The following is a 16,472-nucleotide window of genomic DNA, read 5'->3' on the forward strand; positions in this document are numbered from 1 at the left end:
CACCCGCACCCACACCAAAACGACGGCACGGGCGGAAGTTCCCGCCAAAACCGTCAATATTCACCGGAACATCTAGGTTTTTTAGAGCATTCGGGCGCGGGTGTCGAAGAGTTCCAGTTCGGCGGGGTGTAACTGCGCTTGCACGACGAAGCTGCGGTCTTTGATCTTCCAGAGGCCCTGCCCGATGCCGAGCCCAGGGAGAAGTGAGCGTTCGGTTCCGGTGAGTCCGAGGGTTTGTGCGGTGACGCCGAGCTGATCGCTCTCTTGCCGGTACACGATCCTCGTTTCGGCGTTCGCGAGCAGCGACGATGCGAGGGCGCGCATTCTGGAGCCTTGGTCGCCGACGTTCTCCAAGTCGGTGAGCTTGTGGAAGATGAGCAGGTTGCTGATGCCGTAGTGGCGGGCGAGCCGCCATTGCGCATCCATGCGGGCAAGCAAGCTTGGGTAGGACATGAGGCGCCAGGCTTCGTCGTAGACGACGAAGCGCTGACCGCCGGACGGGTCTTGGAGCGCTGATTCCATCCACGCCGCAGAGCAGGTCATGAGCACGGCGAGCAGGGCGCTGTTCTCCGAGACGCGGGACAGGTCGAGGGAGAGCATCGGCAGCGTCGGGTCGAACTTCTCCGTCGACGGCCCATCGAACAAGCCGCTGAGATCCCCGGCGACCAGCCGTCGGAGCGCGTGCCCGAGCATCCGCCCGTCTTCTGCGAGCCGGCCGTCGGGATCGTCCGCCGATGAGGGCGAGAGGATGCGGTCGACGACCATCGGTAGGATCGGCACCTCCGCTGATCTGACGGCGTCTGCGAGAGCGATATCGATCGCGGTGTGCTCGACCGGAGAGAGCCGCCGGTCGAGCACGGTCTCCGCGAGGGCGCCGATGAGATCCCGGCGGCGGGCTGCGACCTGTGTAGCCCAGTCGGCGTCCGGGATGCCCGCGGCCCGGTATCCCTCATCGAGCGGGTTCAAACGGGTCGGGAGCGAGGGGCCGAGGACGATCGCGCGGCCCCCGACGGCGCGGGCGACGGGGGTGTGCTCGCCTTTCGGGTCGCCGGGAACGTAGACGCGCCGCCCGAACGGGAGCGCCCTCGTGTAGAGCGCTTTCGCAAGCGACGACTTCCCGCTTCCGACGATCCCGGCGAGGATCAGGTTCGGGGCGGTGATGACGCCTTGCCGGTACAGCTCCCACGGGTCGTACACGAAAGATCCGCCGGAGTAGAGGTCTTGTCCGATGAAGGTGCCGGCGGAGCCGAGCCCGCCTTCGGCGAGGAACGGGTAATGCCCCGACAGCGTGGCCGAGGTGTCCTGGTGGCGCGGGAGCCGGAACCGGCCCGGCGTGCACAACGCCGCCGGTCCCTCCTCTCCGGCACGAGGCAGGTAGCGAGTGGCACGGCGGGCTTCGCGTGCTGCTGCCGCCTCCGCCCGCAACTTCGCCACAGTTTCGGCGCGGGCTTCGGCGTGGATGCGGGCGGCGGCCTGGGCGCGGGCTTTCCGGTGCCGGCGGAGCTCTCCTTCGGGCCCGACGAGCACCGAGGTATGCAGACGTCCCGGATCGGTGTCGTCGCTCATCGGCCGAGCCCCCGCCCCGTCTGCCTGCCGGGCTGCTCGCGGCGGATGGCCGGGGTGCCGAGGCGGTCTCGCCGCGACTGCTCCCGCGCGGCCTCGCGCGCGAGGATCGGCCCCGCCCGCACCCCAGACGGGGCGGCGATCGCAGACGACGGCGATTCGGTAGTGGTGGCGGCGTGGCGGGGGTCTTCGAGGCCGAGCAGCACCGGGGACGGGAGGACGTCCATGTGCCGGTAGAGGGCGAGGTGCCGGTGATCCTGGTTGTAGACCAGCGTGTAGGCGTCCAACTGGGCAGTGCAGTCGAGGAGGCCTTGCGGCGGCGTGTCGTAGACGTACCCGTTCTCGAGCGCGGCATCCACGGTCTCGTCACCGTAGTCGTAGCCCGCGAGTTCCTGGATCACGGCATCGGCGCCGCCCTGGTCGATGAGGTCGAGGAGCCGGTCGGCTTCGCCGCCTTGCAGGAAGACCACGTTGATCAGATGCCCGACTTCCGGCATTTCTGCGGCGGGGTGCCAGGCGATCCGGCCCGCCGCCGCGGATGCCGCATCGAGGCGTCGTTCCGCCTCACCGATGAGCGCCGCCGCCTGCCGCAGCTCCCCGGCGGTCGTGAGTGCATCGCGGACGCCCGTGGCGCGGTCTCCGGCGTCGTCGGCGGCGCGGTCGCGCGAGCTCTCGTGGGCGGTGGCGATCTGGGTGAGGACTTGTTCGAGGGATCGGACGCTGCCGAGGAGATCGCCGAGCACCCCGTACATGTCCTCCGGCTGCTCGAAGGTGCGGCTGGCGTGCGCGAGCGCCCGCATCGCCTCATAGGCTTCCTCCGCGTCAGCGACGGGATCGGTGAAGGTCAGCATGTCCGATGCTCCAATCGTGAAGATGATTCGTATGCCAGGTGCGCGAAGGTTCGCCGCTGGTTCAGATGGGGCGGCAGAGCGGGAGCGCGGCCGCGGTGAAGGCCTGCGCCTGCTGGCCGACCAGGCGGCGGGTTTCGCAGGACGCCTGGATCGCGGCCTGCTCGATCTGCGATACCGCGGCATCCAGTTCCCCATTGGTGGGTGCGGAGACGGAGACGAGGCCGACGACGCGGAGCACCCCGTGCCCCGCGGTCAGCTCAGATTCTTGTTGCAGCACGTCGCCGTATTCGGCGGTGGCCTGGGTGTCTTCGACCTGGCCGATCTTCCGGCGCTGGGCGGCGTCGGCGACCATCTCGGTCTTCTTCCGCCGCAAATCCCTGGCGGCCTGATCCGCCCGCACCGGCAGATAGTGCAGCGACAAGGAGCGCAGCACCCCGCCGGTCAGCACGAGCGGGGCGAGGAACCCGGGGAAGGTCTGCGCCCTCGGCCATTCGCTGATCCACAGCACCGCGTGGTGCGCGCTGTCGGAGCGCAGCCGGTCCCAGGCCTCGTTCACCGCAACCGGGCCCGCGGTCGCGAGCTCCCGGCCGAGCGCGCCGTGACGTTCCAAGGCGGGGCCGGCGGCGGGGTCATAGGCGGTGCGGAGGATCAGGGCGACATCACCCGGGGTGAGCCATCCCGTCATCTGCAGCTCGGCGGAGCGCAGCGCGGTCTGGAACGACTGCATCTCCTGCCCGAGCACCACCGCCGCTCCCTTCATGCCGCCGCCCGCGGAACGGATCTGCCGGGTAGCGGCTCGCATGTCAAGGGAGAGCGACACGGTGGTGGCGTGGCGTTCCCCGGCGGGGCCCGCCCGTTCGATGAGCTCCCGGTAGGTGTTCGCCGCCCAGGAGCCGTCGTCGTGGCCGTGTTCGCGCCACCACTCGGTCAGCCCCGACCCGGAATCGGGCAGGGTGCGCTCTTGCACCTGGATGCGGGCGATCCTCCCGGACCGGCACGCGGCCGCAAGGACGCGACCCCAGCCGGTGACACGGCGCTGCTGCTCGCCGGGGTCGAGAAGCACGAACGCGGGATGCGCCACCCCGCACACGACGGTGAGGGTCTGGGCGTGCGGGTCGTGGATCATCGCCGCCCCCGTCTCGGGGTCCACCCATTCCCGGAGCGCGGCGAGGTCGCCGGGGAGCGCGAGCGTGCCCGCCGGGCGCGGCTTCACCACCCTGCGCCGATACTGGGTTTGCTTCGCGCGGGTGCGGAGGAGCCAGCGGGTGACGATCGGCGCCCACTCGATCAGCTTCCGCCCGCCGACGGGCACCCACGCGATCACCACCAGGGATGCCCACGCCGGCGACGACCAGGCAAGGCCCTGTCCGCCGCCCGTGTAGAGGCCGGTGACGATGATGCCGAGCGCGGTCGCGAGGACGAGAAGCTGTGGCAGGGAGAGGCCGAGGAGCAGGCCGCGCTTGGTGAGGCGAGAGAACTGCACCGGACGCAGCTCGAGCGACGCTTCGGAGGTGTTCGCGCTCATGGGTTACTGCTTCCCGGTCGGGGCGGGCGGATCGGTCCTTGGCGGCGAGGGCGGCGGGAGCACCGCGGGCGGCTGCTGCACCGGCGGCCCAGGCGGCGGAGCCGCCGGCTCGGACGCACTACCCGCGTGCCCGTCCGCTGCGTCACCGATGGCCTCGCCGATCTTCGGGCCCGCGGTCGCGGTCTCTTTCACGACGACTCCTGCGGCGACGGCCGCCGCGACCGGCGGCGCAGCAGCCGCAGCCGGGGCGGCCGGTGCGGCCGTGCCTCCGGTGGCAGCCGGGGCTGCGGTGCCGGCCGCGGCAGGCGCCGCCGCTGGTGCTGGGGTGGGTGTGGGCTTCGGCGTTCCGGCGCCCTTGCCGGTGTCTGCGCCGTTGAGCACTTGCTTCGGGGCGGGGCCGTTCGGCTTCGACGGGAGCGGGACGGGCCGGTTGAGGGCGTTCTTCGCCTCCTGCTCCATCGAGGACGCCTGATACATGTCGAAGCCCACGAAGCTCAGGAACTTGTACGCCAGGTACGGGGCGAACGCGGCGACGAACAGCAGCACGATCCCGGCGATGGGTTCGGACAGGGATTTCAGGTCGAGGCTGATGGGTGCGGCGACCTGGGTGGTGGCGATGAGGAAGATCACCACGATCACGAGCTTCGACGCGATCAGCGCGACCACGAACGTCGCCCACTTCCCGAACCAGCCGCGGGACGCTTCCCAGGTGAGGCCGGCGAGCGCGACCGGGCCGAACACGATCGCGACCAGCAGCAAGGCCTTCCGGATGAGGAGGCTGAACCAGAGGATGAAGATCGCGGCGATCATGAGGCCCGCGAGAAAGATCGTCAGCAGCGCCCCCGCACCCCCAGCAACCGAGGTGATGGTGACCGCGGTGATGAGGAGCGCGAGCCGGTCGTCCATGCTCTCGATCGTCTGCCCGGTGGCCTGGATGATGCCGACGCAGAGCTGATCGGTGATTTCGAGCAGCAGGGCGGTGCAGGTGATGAGCACGAACGAGCCGAGCACCGATTTCGCGACCCCGAGCGCGGCGCGGGTGAGTGCGGACGGGTCGCGGCGGGCGAGGCCGGTGATGAGCTGGAAGCAGAAGAACAGGAGCGTCACGAACACGGCGATGCCGAACAGGATGTTGTAGACCTTCACGTATCCGTCGCTGGTGACGTCGACCGAGGTGGTGGTGGAGAACACGTCCCACATGCCCTGGAACAGGGTGGACACGGCGAGCCCCATCGCGGAGGCGATCCACCCGAAGAAGAGGCCGGCGGGGCCCTCGCCGATCGCGGTGCAGACGGTGGAGACGCCGGGGATGTCGCAGATACTCACCCTGAACCACCACCCGGCTAGTTGACGGCCTGGCCGACGGTCCAGAAGAAGTTGATGAGCGTGACGGCCGCACCAGCGAGCACCGCCGCACCGCACGACACGAGCACGCCCGTCTTTCCCCTCGACGCGAGGTGCGGGTTGCTGCTATTCGCGCCGAAGCCCCAGACGATCGCGGACACGATGAGCGCCAGCACGCTGAGGATGAGGCCGACGGTCATCACCGCGCCGACGATGTCGCGCAGTTGCGCGATCCCCGGAAGCCCGTTGCTGTTCGGGTCGATATCGATCATGGTTGGGCACTCCTGCCGGTCGGTGAAGCGGACGCGATCCGTCCGACAAGCAGGTGCACTCAGCAGGCCCGGTGGCCGAGCCCTTAGATGCGGTCGCCGATGGTGAGGAGAAAGTTCGCCCAGGCGATGCCGGCGCCGGCGAGGGCTGCGGTGCCGAGGGCGACGAACACGCCGACGCGGGCTTTCTGCGCCGTGTAGGGGTTCCCGGTGTGGGAGGCGATGGCCCAGATGGTTGCAGAGACGAGGAGGGTGAGCACGGCGCCGATGAGGACGTAGGTGAGGAGCGCGCCGATCACCGACGCGAACTCCCCGGATGCGCCGACGGCGCCGAAGTCGGGAAACACGTTCACCGGGCACCTCCAAGGTTCGCGCGACACCCGGGCGCGCCCGTCGTGCCGTCACTCGGGACCGCGCCGTGCTGCGCCAGCCACTCGACTGCGTTCACCGGGGGCTGGGCCTGCCCGCCGGGGCGGATCTCGACGTGCAGGTGCGGGCCGGTCGAGCGGCCGGAGGAGCCGACATCGCCGATGTGCTGCCCGGCCGCGACGGTCTCCCCGCTGGTGACGTAGATGCCGTCCTGCCACATGTGCGCGTAAGAGGACGCGACCCGGGCGCCTTGGACGGTGTGTTCGATGACGATGAGGCCGCCCCATCCGGAGCTGAACTCCGCGACGGTCACGCGGCCGTCGGCGACCGCGTAGATCGGGGTGCCGTCGGCGGCGGCGAGGTCGGAGCCGGAGTGAAACTGCCGCTCGCCGGTGAAGGGGTCGGTGCGCCAGCCGAAGCTATCCGTGTTCGTGTACGAGCCCTCGGGAAGCGGGAACACGACGCGGCTGGTCTCCGGCACCGCCCCGCCACGGTTCCCGCCGCCGCTGGGGGCGGGCTTGGTGAGGGCGGTGAGGATCGCTTCGGCGACGGGCTGCCAGTTCCGGTACCGATCCGGGAACGCCGACACTTCGACGGCTTGCGCGGCGGAGCCTGGGTCCATCTGCTGCCAGCCGGGAATGTCGAGCAGGCCCCGCGGCGAGGGGAAGTTCGGGCCCTGCTCACCACCGTAGAACGCCTTCGCCTGATAGGTCGGGTTCATAAGCTCAGCGACCGTACCCCAGCCCGCGGCCGGCCGCATCTGGAACAACCCCAGGCTGTCGTGATCGGAGGCGTCGCCGTCGTTCGGGTAGTTCCCGGATTCGGGGTAGGCGCCGGTGTTGGCGAGCATCCGCAGCCGGGACTCGGTGAGCGCCGCCATGAGCGCGATGCGCACACCCGCCTGGCCGACGCCGGGGATGCTCGCCCCGGTGGTGATGATCGTCGCCGCGTGGGTGAGCTGCCGCTTCTCGAGCGTAACCGAGGTGCCATCGGCAGTGGTCGCGGCGAGCTTGTCCGGGATCGGGCCGACCGTCAGGGAATCCGTGAGGCAGAACCCTAACGGGCCCATGAACGCTCCCATGCCGACCAGCGCGGTCGACGGTCCGACGCAGAACAGCACCAAGAACAGGACGAGCAGCTTCTTCACCATCACCGAGCCGTCCTCGCTATCGGAGCGGGGTGTCGAGAGCGGAGAGCCGCAGCAGCCGGCAGTCCTCGTCGTCCGGGCAGGCGGCGAAGATCGTGAACGACACCGGGCGCGCATCGGTAACGCCCTGCCCTTCCCAGACGCCGGTCCGGTGCCGGGTGCCGGTGACTGTGTACGCGGTCGCACCCGGCAGGAGCGTGCCGGGGCGGGCGTCGGCGGCGATGCCCGCCCAGCTCTCGGGAAAGGTGATCGTGTCGATGGTGAGCCATTGCCGGGTCGAGTAGTTCCGCAGTTCGGCCCAGGCGGCATCGTCTGGGAGGTAGGCGCGGAGGTCTGCGGCGAGGCCTGGTGCTTCGTCCGGGTCCGCGACATCGATGATCGCCTGCATGTACTCGTGCGGGCTGTAGCCGAGGCCGGTATCCCACGCGAACAGCCCCTCGGCTACGTCCCGCGCAAACCGTTCCGCGTCTGAGACGGCCGGGAGCTCGCGCGGCGAGAGATCCCGGTCAGCACCAGGCGTCTCGGACGCCGAGACGCGGGGGCCGGGTGATGATTCGGGGGCGGGGCCGCGCAGCAGGCCATAGATGCCGGCGCCGACGAGCAGGGCGAGGACGATGCCGCCGCCGATGAGGGCGATGCGCAGGCGCCGCGACGCCTGCTCCGGCTCGGTGGTCTGACGCATACGGGCTTCCTTCCGGCGAACGGGCGAGTTCGGTACCCGGAAGGTGCACACGCACAGCCGGCGGCTCGTAGCCGCCGGCAGGCAGGTTTAGACGGCCTGCACCTCCGTGCTGCCCGCCGCAGCGTTTTCGCGGGCGGCGCGGATGAGGGCGAAGAACGCGATGGTCTCGGCGAGCACGGCTTCGGCGCGCTCCCACTCCGCCCCGGTCAGTTCCGCGGCGAGGGTGCCCGGGTCGTATTTCTGGGTCCAGCCGTCCATGTCGGCCCAGAGCGCGACGAACGCGCGCGGCGGCAGCACCACGAGCGTCAGCTTCGGACGCTCCACCGGCCGTACCGGCTTCTTGCCCTTCTTGCGACCCGTGGAGGTGATGCGGGCGATCGCCGCAGCGGCGAGCTGCGCGAGCTCCGCCGTCCGTGCCTCCCTGGCGGCTGCGGCACGCACTTGCTCGGCAGAGGCGGCGGCCTGCATGCGCACGGGGTCCGGCTGGGCGGGGTTGACGGCGATCCGGTCGAGCTCGTGCAGGGAGAGGGCGGTGTTCATGCGCAGGTGCGCGCCGTGCACTTTCCCGCCGGCCTCGATCCGCGCCAGCTCCTCGACGGCCTGGGCGCGGATGTGCTCGGGTCGGGTGTCGTCGTTTGCGAGATCCTTCAATCTGCCGATTTGTTCGAGCATCGTCTGCGATCCGTGCCCGGTGACCATGCGGGCGGCCTGCACCCGGGCTTCCCCGGCGGAGCGCGGTGCCGTCGATTCGACGGCACCGTGGACTTCCGCAGAATCCTGCGGATTCTCGCCGTCGGCTCCGAACCGTGTTGCGGCCTGCCGGCGGGCGGCGTCTTCGGCGAGCACGACCTTCAGCTCCCGGTAGAGGGATTCGGCTTCGATCAGGGAGAGGGGTTTGTGCAGCGAGTTGTCGTTCTGTTCCGCGAGGAGCTGGGAGAGGCGGCCGGAGAGGTTCGACCGCACCCACACGTTCGTGGAGCGCTGCCCGAGCAGGCGCAGCGCTTCGAGGCGGCGGCGCCCGCAGACGAGCACCCCGTCCGGGGTGACGGTGATCGGCTGCAACAGGCCCTCTGCACGGATGGACTCGGCGAGCGCCGGAATGTCGCCGAGGTCGGTGCGGTGGCGCTTCCCGACGGTGATGGAGTCGAGGGAGCGTTCCAGCTCGATATGCCCCGGGCTACTGGCAGCCATGGCAGCCACCTCCGTCTGGGGTGGACAGCACCACCTCCGACAGCACCCGGTCGTCGGCGAGGAGCGCGCGGAGGGGTTCGCCGGTGACCAGGCGGTGCAGGATGCCGCGTGCGGCGCTGGTGTGCGCCTGGTTCGGGTCCGGCGTCCCCAGCGCCACCCGCAGCATCGCAAGCCACGAGGCGGCGGGGATGTCGAGGAGGGCGCGGGCGTGGTAGTCGCGGCGCAGCGACTCGAACGCGGAAGCCCGCGACGCTGATTCTGCGAGCCGGGTGATGATGTACTCGATCCCGCCCCGTGCAGCCTCGACCGGCCAGCCGAGCAGATGGAACAGCGCGACCGCGTCTTCGACGGCCTGCCCCACCCGGGCGGGGGTCTCGTCGTGCTCGGGTTCCTCGATGAGGTCGGGGGCGGGGATTGTGAGGCTGTGGTGGTAGTCGGTCAGCGGGTTCTCCCGGTCCGAGAAGCGCTCTGCGTCGTGGTGGGTGGAGAACTTCGGTCGCCGCGCCTGATGCACGGAGCACAGCAGCCCGTTCGCGCGTTCCTCGGCGATGCAGGTCACTTTCACTGCGCGGGTGATGACGGCCCAGGGGTCGTCGGCGCGCCTCACGGCGCCGGTGCGCATCGCGTCGAACGCCGCGGCGGCCGCTTCCCACGGGTCGAGGCCGTGCCGGCGCGCGAGCGCGGCGTACTTGTCGGCCGCGTGCCGCATGAGGGCTGCGACTTCGGGGTCGTGCCGCCACGCCCATCGGCCTTCCTCGTGCAGGCGGATCAGCAGGGCGCGGAGCCCTTCGGAATGCTCGAACCCCCACCGCGCATCCCGTTCGGGACGTGCGGCAGGGGTGCTCTTCGTGCGGGTCTGGTTCATGATGACGGCACCTCCTACATGGCAGGTGCGCCCCGCGTGCCTGGGGCCGGGAAGGTCCTGCGCGAACCGGGCTGCTGACTCGTGCATGGCGGATCACCTCAGCCCCATCCCCGAACGCGCGGGCTCCGGTCGTGTCTGGCGTCTGCGGCCCCGGATCGACAGATCGGGCAATCGCGATGCCCGCTCACTCCGGACCGCACGCTGTTCGGCGCGGTCCTGCTTGCGGTCGGCGCGGGCGTCGCGGAGGCGCTGGGCGAGCTCGGCCCGCAGATCGAGCCCCCACCTGGTCGCGCGGGCGCCGCCCTGCATCGCCAGCTCGGTCGGCCGCACCCACCGAATCTGCGTCCGCCGCTTCGCCTCAGCATCCGGCTCGGCTTCTACCGTGTCGCGCTCGGCGCGGTCGCTCCCGGTCAGGGAGGGGTCGCGGTGTACGGCGAGCATCGACCGCTCCGCCTCCACCTGCTCAGGCCCGCCCGGCGAGGTTCGTTCGGCGTTCATCGCCGCAGCGAGCGCGGGATGCAGACGCGACCGCGCCGCCTCCGCTACTTCGGGGCCGTGTTCGTGGTACATGACGGGTCCTCCTCGTCTCTGGGGTCATCTGCAGCCGTCGCGGCTGCTGCATCGGTCGTTGGCGTAGCGATGACTGGCTGTTCGGTGCCGGGCTCGGCTTCCGGCGTGGGGCTGGGTTGCGGGAGCCAGCGGCCGACGGTCGAGGGGTGCACGTCGAGGTAGCGGGCGATCTTCTTGTTCGACCAGCCGCCCGCCCGCAGCACCTCCGCCACCTCACGCCGCGACCACCCATCCCGCCCCTGCTCTGGCATCGGCGGATCACCCGCTTCGGCGCCGGGCTCCGCATCGGGCGCCAGCACCGCAGCGAGCACCGGCGCTCGGAGCGCCGGTTCCAGCGACGCCACCGGCACCGGCCCGCCCGGCCGCTCCGCGGCCTCGACGTGCAGTTCCGCGGCTTCCTCAGCAGCCGTCTCAGGGGCCGGTTTGGGTTGGTGGCGGGTGAGGATCACGGTGAGGTGCGTGATCGCGAGCAGCACCAGCGGTGGCACTGCCGCAACCGACGCCGCGAGCACCGCAGGCACATCCGCATCGGCGGCGACGATCGCGTGGATCGAGTTCGCCGTCACCGACAACCCAGCTCCAGCGATGAGCAGCATCCAGGGGTACCAGGCGGTGCGGGTGCCGGCGAGCGCGACGACGGCGACGGTCGCAACGACGATGACGCCGTCCACGATCAGCGGCCACGCCCACGCCTGCCCCTCCTCGATCCCGGAGCGGCGGGCGAGATCGGCCAGCGCAATGAAGGAAAGCCAGAACGCCCCGCACGCGATCAACACCGTCCCCGCCACCGCCGTCACCACGGCGAGCCAGCCACCCCGGCGCTCCCTCCTCATGTTCATGCGAGCACCCGCCCTCGATCAACTGGGGCACGCTGCGCAACCGGGCGCGCCGTGGCAGGTGCGGGTGCTGCCGGGGTGGTGTTCGGAGTGCGGTAGGCGGAGCGGATCGTGCGCTCGATCTCCCGCGGCGGCAAGCCAATCCCTTCCGCAACCGGCCCGAGCGCCTGAAACGCTTCCGCCAATGTGGCGCCGTTCTCCGCGAGGCGGCACGACGCCCAGAACAGGCCCTGGTTCCGTTCGCCTTCGCCTTGCCCTTCCAGCCATGCCGCGATCCGCTTCGCCCGCTCCTCCACAGTGCCGCGGAACGGGCGCGCCTCCCACGACGACCGCACGGGCCTCGGGTCCAGAAACTCCCGCAGCGCGCCCGCGTCGACGGGATGCACGTCGCCAGTGGCGAGGTCGAGGAGCTGATACGCGACCGTCTCGCCGTCGATGATCGTTCTCGACGGCGGGGCGACGATGTAACCAGCGGTGCCTCGGAAATCGAGCTGCGCCGCCCCCGACGCCCACGACCGCTGCTCGATGGCGGCTGCCGGATAATAGGCGTGCAACCCGCCCGACGGGGTGACGACCTGCACCGCCCACCCATCGAGCAGGCCCGCCTCGGTGGCCTGCTGCCAAGAGGCGGGACCGCGCGGCGGGTCGCCCTTCACATCGACATCGACAACCTCGATCCCCGAGATGGGGCCGGTCGGGATGCCGATGTTCGCATCCGGCCACCGCCGCCACCACGCCTCAACCTGCGCGGGATCGGTGCTGGCATCCTTGAAACCATGCGCGACGAGCGGCCGCTTCTCACCCGGCACACAAGGAAACACCGGCACCCCCAGCGAAACATAGTGGCGGGCGGCGTCCGCGAGACTCATGCGGGCGACCGGCGCGAGGAGCTGTTCGACGTCCATCACAGCCCCCGCACCAGCGACGAGGAACGCGCCGACCGTGCCGCAGCTGGCTTCCGCGCGGACGAGCGGGCCGACGGCTTACGCTCGACCTGCTTCGCCGCCGAGACTTCGGGACCCTCGCGGGTGAGGCCCGGCGGGGTGCCGTCGCCAAGCTGTTCGGTGTCGAGCCGATCCAGGATCTCGACGGCGACCTTCCGCACCCGCTCCGCGGTCGCCTGCACCACCTGGATCGGGTTCTTCCCGTCGGCGGCCATCGCCCACCCCGACACATACGGGATCGTGAAGGCGGTCGTGTCCATCCCGTGCGCGGCCCCGACCATGAGCGCGACGGACTCGGCTTCGACTTCGCCGATCCCGCGATGCTGGCGGGCTTCCTCCTGGTCGGGGCCGTGCATCTTCACGTGCGCGAGCTCGTGCACGAGGGTCTTCACCTGGGCGGCATCGTCCATATTCGTCCGCACCGCCACCTGCCGAGTGTCGAAGTTCGTGCTGCCGTTCGCGCCGTGGATCATGCCCTCGTGCGGCACCGGCAAGAACTGGAACCCAGCCTCGGCAACCTGCCGGATCAGCCCATCACGAAGCCCCGCCGGGGCCTCGCCTTCGAGAAGCTGCGGCGAAGGCGGGAGCGGCACATCCGGGCCGCTGGTTTGAGAGATGTCGAAGACGTAGGCGACTTTCGCGCCGATCATCCGCGACCTGACGACCTCGCCCGGCTTCGGCTGCTCTTTCGGGGCGAGCTTGCGCCACGACATCGGACCAGCAGGAGTCTTCGACGCGAACTTCCCGGTCACCGGCGCGAGAATCGCGTACCCCTTCTGCCCCTTCTGAACCTGGCGGCCGAGCTGCTCCCACTGCCGGAACCCGGCCACGTACGTCGGCATCGGCTCGGGCACCCGGCCGGCTTCCCAGGCGGCCTGATGCTGGGCGAAGATCAGCCACGAGTTGTTCACGCTGCGGGACCGGAACTTCGCCGCAAACGTCAGCGCCTGCTTCCAGTCTTCACCGGTGACCAGCTTCTCGACCTGCGCGTTCAGCTGCTCGCGCACCTCGTCGAGCTTCGCCTCCCGCGCGGCGCGCGCCTCTTCGGGGGTTCTCCTCGCAGCCATGACCGCCTCCTCTCGTCATCGGGGCGGCCCGAGAACGGGGTGCCCGTGCAAGCGAGGTACGCCGGGGATGCCGGCGGCGGGTCGAGACGGTCAGCGAACAGTAAGAGGTAGGTTGGCCGTCAGGACCCAACGGCACCTGACGTAGGACTACCGATAGCAGCCCATGAGAGATTCGTTCCCGCGGTCGGGCGAACTGCGTCCATTCCCTGCGCAGAGAATGTCTAAATGCTGGTCACAACGATTTTTCTTGCATCGCCCGGTACCGGCCCGGAGTGAGACCAGTGCATTCCCGAAAAGCCGTCGCAGCACGATTCCGACTCACCCACCCAACCAGGTTGCCGGCCTCGGCAATCGACACTCCAGACTCACGAAGGAGCCGCGCCATCTCCTCAACACGGAGCATCGTGAGATATGCCAGCGGCGTCTTCCCGTAAGCGTTCGTGAACACTCGGACGAGTTGCTTTTCGGAAAGGTGTACCGCTCCTGATAGTTCCGAGAGCAACCATGCACGGCGCACATCAGAGGCCAGGAGCTCTCGCACAGCACGGGCCTCGGCCCGCAGCGGTGCGAACCGCCGCCCACGCGGGACCGACGGGCGCGTGCGCGCCCGCTGAGCCGGAAGAGCGCGAGTCGGCGAGACGTGGATGAACGGGGACACCTGGTCGATCACCGCGTGCCAGAGCGCCTGCATCCGGTGGAATCGTTCCCGGTACTGCCCGTCGACGCTGAGCGCGACCAACTCATCAAGCCACGGCATCAGCATCCCGATCCGATCCTCACCAAGCCCCATCAACTGTGCGGGCTCGGTGTAGATCGTGTCCGCGACACTCTGCGACGCGAAGCGATCCTTGACGATATCGATGTACTGCCAGAAGAACTGATCCAGGATGAAATCGAGATCGAGATAGATCACCGTGACGGTGACGTGGCCCTCGGGTTGCGCGCCGCAGAGCACGTTCGCGCCGAGCAGCAGCACGTCACCGACCTTCGCGTGCTTCTCCCCAAACTCGCTGTAAACGATTGCCGATCCGTCGCGCACGGTGGCGAGCTTTACGCAGTCATAGGTCTCGGGGCCGACTGGTCGGTGAAAGGTGCGGGTGCGGGCGAGCAGTGGCTGGTAGCCACCAGTAGCCACCAGGTCCTGATTCGCCAGCGAAAGCCGATCGTTCCCGCTACTCATCGCTGACGCGCTCATGGTGAGCCCGGCCAGATCAGAGAGCGGGCTCCCCATGAGCGCGTCAGAGGACTTGAGCGGGACACCTGGCTTCCTTCCGTCGAATTACTCCCATTGTCGCAGGAGGGCTTCGAGAGCCGCGGCCGCTTGGAGCGGGAGCACGCCGTTGCCGAGCGCGGTTATCTGTTGGTTCGCGGTCAGTACGTAAGCCGGGCCCGTAACCCAGCCCCGTTCAAGTCCCATCAGCCATTCGAGGAACGCCGGGGCCGGTCTCGGTCCGCCGGACTCATGAAGGAGTGCCGGGCTCGGAGCCGCACTCCCTGTGATGTACTCCCATCGGGCTATGGCGTCGGCGTATCGTCCCCAGCGGTGAAGATGCCATCTATCAGCGACCACAGACTCTCCGACTCGTTCCGACATTCGGTCGAGCCATTCGGCCCGTGCAAGGCGAGGTCGATGACCTGATGAGAGAGCGCGATTGTTCCCGCTCTCCCCGCCGCGGGAAGCGTCCGAGGCGAGCGGCGTGCGAAAGAGAATCGGCGCGATGCGCGAGAACGAAGACGCGGAACCGGGGATGCGGTGCGCCGATGAGGGAAGCGGGTAGGCCGATCCAGCGCGCGTCGTACCGGAGGTCGGCCAGGTCTCCGAGTACGGCGCCGAGCGCCCGGAGAGGTCGAGCTGGCTCGTCTCCCACACCCCAGAGGCCGGGTTCCAGATCGCGAAGGGTTGCGGGGTCAGGGGTTGCATCGGAGACTCCTTCGGGGGTTGCACGAACGGCGGATGCGGAGAGCAGACCGCGCACGTTCTCGATCACGACGTACTCGGGGCGCAACCGGTCGATCGCGTCGGCCATGTGCGACCAGAGCCCGGAGCGGGTGCCAGGTGTGAGGCCGGCCATCTTCCCGACAGTCGAGACATCCTGACAGGGGAACCCGCCGCAGAGGATATCCACCGGCGGCACGTCCGCCCAGTTGATCGTGGTGATGTCGCCGAGGTTCGGCGCGTCCGGCCAGTGGTGCGCGAAGACGCGCTGCACGGGACTGATCTCGGAGAACCAGACCGTCTGCGCGTGGAGGGCATGTTCGACGGCGAGGTCGAGACCGCCGTAGCCGGAGAACAACGACCCGACGCGGAGAAGCGCGGCGCTTGGGGCGGGGTCTTCTCGCATCGGGGCTCCCGGTGATCGGTGCTCCCGGCCCGCACGCCCAGTGCTGCCGGATGGTCACCTCTCAGGTGCACCCCGCGCCCACCTCGAACGCTCGGAACTCTCACTCGCAAGTTCCGTCGCCGACGCACGCCAGCCTGACCTCGCCGAGGCGCAGGCGATCAGCTCGTCGTACGTCTCGTTCCTGACCTTCCACGCGTCTTGCATCTGCGGTTTGACGCGTGCATCACTCGCCTCAGAAGTCACACGCTGCTCGCGCCGATCTGCTCGTTGCGCCGTAGCTGTCTACGCGCACCTTCTTCCTGACCGAGACTCCACGGAGGAAGGGACGCGCGCCATGAGCACGGGAGCACCGAGGTACCAGCCAGCCCAGTTCGAGGCGTCGGGGTGGGAGTCGGGCACGCCGGAGCGCAAGGCCCGGTTCGTGAACTCGCTGCTGCGGTTCATCGCTGCTGACTTCCCGCGTGAGCGCTTCACCCGATCCCTGTACGGCGGGTTTTCCACTCACGGCTGCTTCGGGTTCATCGCGCACTACAACCTCGACGGCTTCTACGAAGCCCAGCTCTCCACCCCAGACCGACGCGCCCGCTTCCTCCACGACCTGCGCCAGGAATGCGAACGCGACGCCCGGCATGATCGGCCTGATCTATGGAGCGACGTGAAACGCGTGCTCGCCGAACGTCTGCAACCCCAGGAACTGCAGCCACCAGCCCGACGGCTGCCAGCACCTACGCGGCGGCACTCCTCGCCGAGCAGGCGCGACTGCCGGACGCTCTTCTGACCCGGCACCGGGGTTGCGTGAGGTTGCACAGTGCAACCTCACGCAACCCGATTGCACCTGCTTGTGGGGAGAGCGGAGCCGTTTGAGGCGATGGTTCAGTCGCTAGCGCGAGGGGACTTGAACTGACCT

Annotated in this window: 17 protein-coding genes; 1 reads left to right on the top strand and 16 read right to left on the bottom strand. The window is 69.5% G+C overall.

From position 1 onward, the window contains the following. Positions 1-81: 81 nt before the first annotated feature. The 16 genes from ACWKZU_RS07390 to ACWKZU_RS07465 form a co-directional block, all read right to left on the bottom strand. Positions 82-1,566, bottom strand: a complete 1,485-nt coding sequence (locus ACWKZU_RS07390) for an ATP-binding protein (RefSeq protein ID WP_031289979.1) — start codon at positions 1,564-1,566, stop codon at positions 82-84. Continuing rightward, on the bottom strand, positions 1,563-2,414 hold the full coding sequence (locus tag ACWKZU_RS07395) for a hypothetical protein (RefSeq protein ID WP_017883884.1): 852 nt from the start codon (positions 2,412-2,414) through the stop codon (positions 1,563-1,565). The genes ACWKZU_RS07390 and ACWKZU_RS07395 overlap by 4 nt, the downstream gene beginning before the upstream one ends. A gap of 61 nt (positions 2,415-2,475) precedes the next feature. Continuing rightward, positions 2,476-3,939, bottom strand: a complete 1,464-nt coding sequence (locus tag ACWKZU_RS07400) for an SCO6880 family protein (RefSeq protein ID WP_017883883.1) — start codon at positions 3,937-3,939, stop codon at positions 2,476-2,478. A 3-nt stretch (positions 3,940-3,942) separates the two neighbouring features. Further along, positions 3,943-5,265, bottom strand: coding sequence for a hypothetical protein (locus ACWKZU_RS07405; protein WP_017883882.1), 1,323 nt, complete (start codon positions 5,263-5,265; stop codon positions 3,943-3,945). Between the two features lie 17 nt (positions 5,266-5,282). Continuing rightward, positions 5,283-5,555 (bottom strand): DUF6112 family protein, encoded by a 273-nt coding sequence (locus ACWKZU_RS07410; RefSeq protein WP_017883881.1) that lies wholly within the window; start codon positions 5,553-5,555, stop codon positions 5,283-5,285. Positions 5,556-5,638: 83 nt separating this feature from the next. After that, positions 5,639-5,905, bottom strand: a complete 267-nt coding sequence (locus ACWKZU_RS07415) for a DUF6112 family protein (protein WP_024356150.1) — start codon at positions 5,903-5,905, stop codon at positions 5,639-5,641. Next, on the bottom strand, positions 5,902-7,071 hold the full coding sequence (locus tag ACWKZU_RS07420) for a M23 family metallopeptidase (protein ID WP_336992051.1): 1,170 nt from the start codon (positions 7,069-7,071) through the stop codon (positions 5,902-5,904). The genes ACWKZU_RS07415 and ACWKZU_RS07420 overlap by 4 nt, the downstream gene beginning before the upstream one ends. 16 nt (positions 7,072-7,087) lie before the next feature. Further along, a complete protein-coding gene (locus ACWKZU_RS07425; protein ID WP_024356148.1) occupies positions 7,088-7,750 on the bottom strand; it encodes a hypothetical protein in 663 nt (220 codons plus the stop codon). 87 nt (positions 7,751-7,837) lie between these two features. Then, on the bottom strand, positions 7,838-8,941 hold the full coding sequence (locus ACWKZU_RS07430) for a ParB N-terminal domain-containing protein (RefSeq protein WP_017883877.1): 1,104 nt from the start codon (positions 8,939-8,941) through the stop codon (positions 7,838-7,840). Next, a complete protein-coding gene (locus ACWKZU_RS07435; protein ID WP_024356147.1) occupies positions 8,928-9,806 on the bottom strand; it encodes a hypothetical protein in 879 nt (292 codons plus the stop codon). Before ACWKZU_RS07435 ends, ACWKZU_RS07430 begins: the two co-directional genes overlap by 14 nt. Before the next feature lie 93 nt (positions 9,807-9,899). After that, complete coding sequence (locus ACWKZU_RS07440; protein WP_449281703.1) at positions 9,900-10,376, bottom strand: hypothetical protein; 477 nt, start codon at positions 10,374-10,376, stop codon at positions 9,900-9,902. Further along, on the bottom strand, positions 10,349-11,209 hold the full coding sequence (locus ACWKZU_RS07445; RefSeq protein ID WP_449281740.1) for a DUF2637 domain-containing protein: 861 nt from the start codon (positions 11,207-11,209) through the stop codon (positions 10,349-10,351). The genes ACWKZU_RS07440 and ACWKZU_RS07445 overlap by 28 nt, the downstream gene beginning before the upstream one ends. A gap of 2 nt (positions 11,210-11,211) precedes the next feature. Further along, on the bottom strand, positions 11,212-12,117 hold the full coding sequence (locus ACWKZU_RS07450) for a bifunctional DNA primase/polymerase (RefSeq protein ID WP_029746569.1): 906 nt from the start codon (positions 12,115-12,117) through the stop codon (positions 11,212-11,214). After that, entirely contained in the window at positions 12,117-13,223 is a 1,107-nt protein-coding gene (locus tag ACWKZU_RS07455) for an ArdC-like ssDNA-binding domain-containing protein (protein WP_017883872.1), read from the bottom strand. Before ACWKZU_RS07455 ends, ACWKZU_RS07450 begins: the two co-directional genes overlap by 1 nt. 232 nt (positions 13,224-13,455) lie before the next feature. Further along, on the bottom strand, positions 13,456-14,403 hold the full coding sequence (locus ACWKZU_RS07460) for a helix-turn-helix domain-containing protein (RefSeq protein WP_449281704.1): 948 nt from the start codon (positions 14,401-14,403) through the stop codon (positions 13,456-13,458). A 379-nt stretch (positions 14,404-14,782) separates the two neighbouring features. Further along, positions 14,783-15,565, bottom strand: a complete 783-nt coding sequence (locus ACWKZU_RS07465) for a DNA cytosine methyltransferase (protein ID WP_017883870.1) — start codon at positions 15,563-15,565, stop codon at positions 14,783-14,785. Between the two features lie 334 nt (positions 15,566-15,899). Here ACWKZU_RS07465 and ACWKZU_RS07470 point away from each other — a divergent pair, with 334 nt between their 5' ends. Next, a complete protein-coding gene (locus tag ACWKZU_RS07470) occupies positions 15,900-16,343 on the top strand; it encodes a hypothetical protein (RefSeq protein ID WP_017883869.1) in 444 nt (147 codons plus the stop codon). The last annotated feature ends 129 nt before the right edge of the window (positions 16,344-16,472 follow it).

The organism is Leucobacter sp. (genome assembly GCF_053528595.1).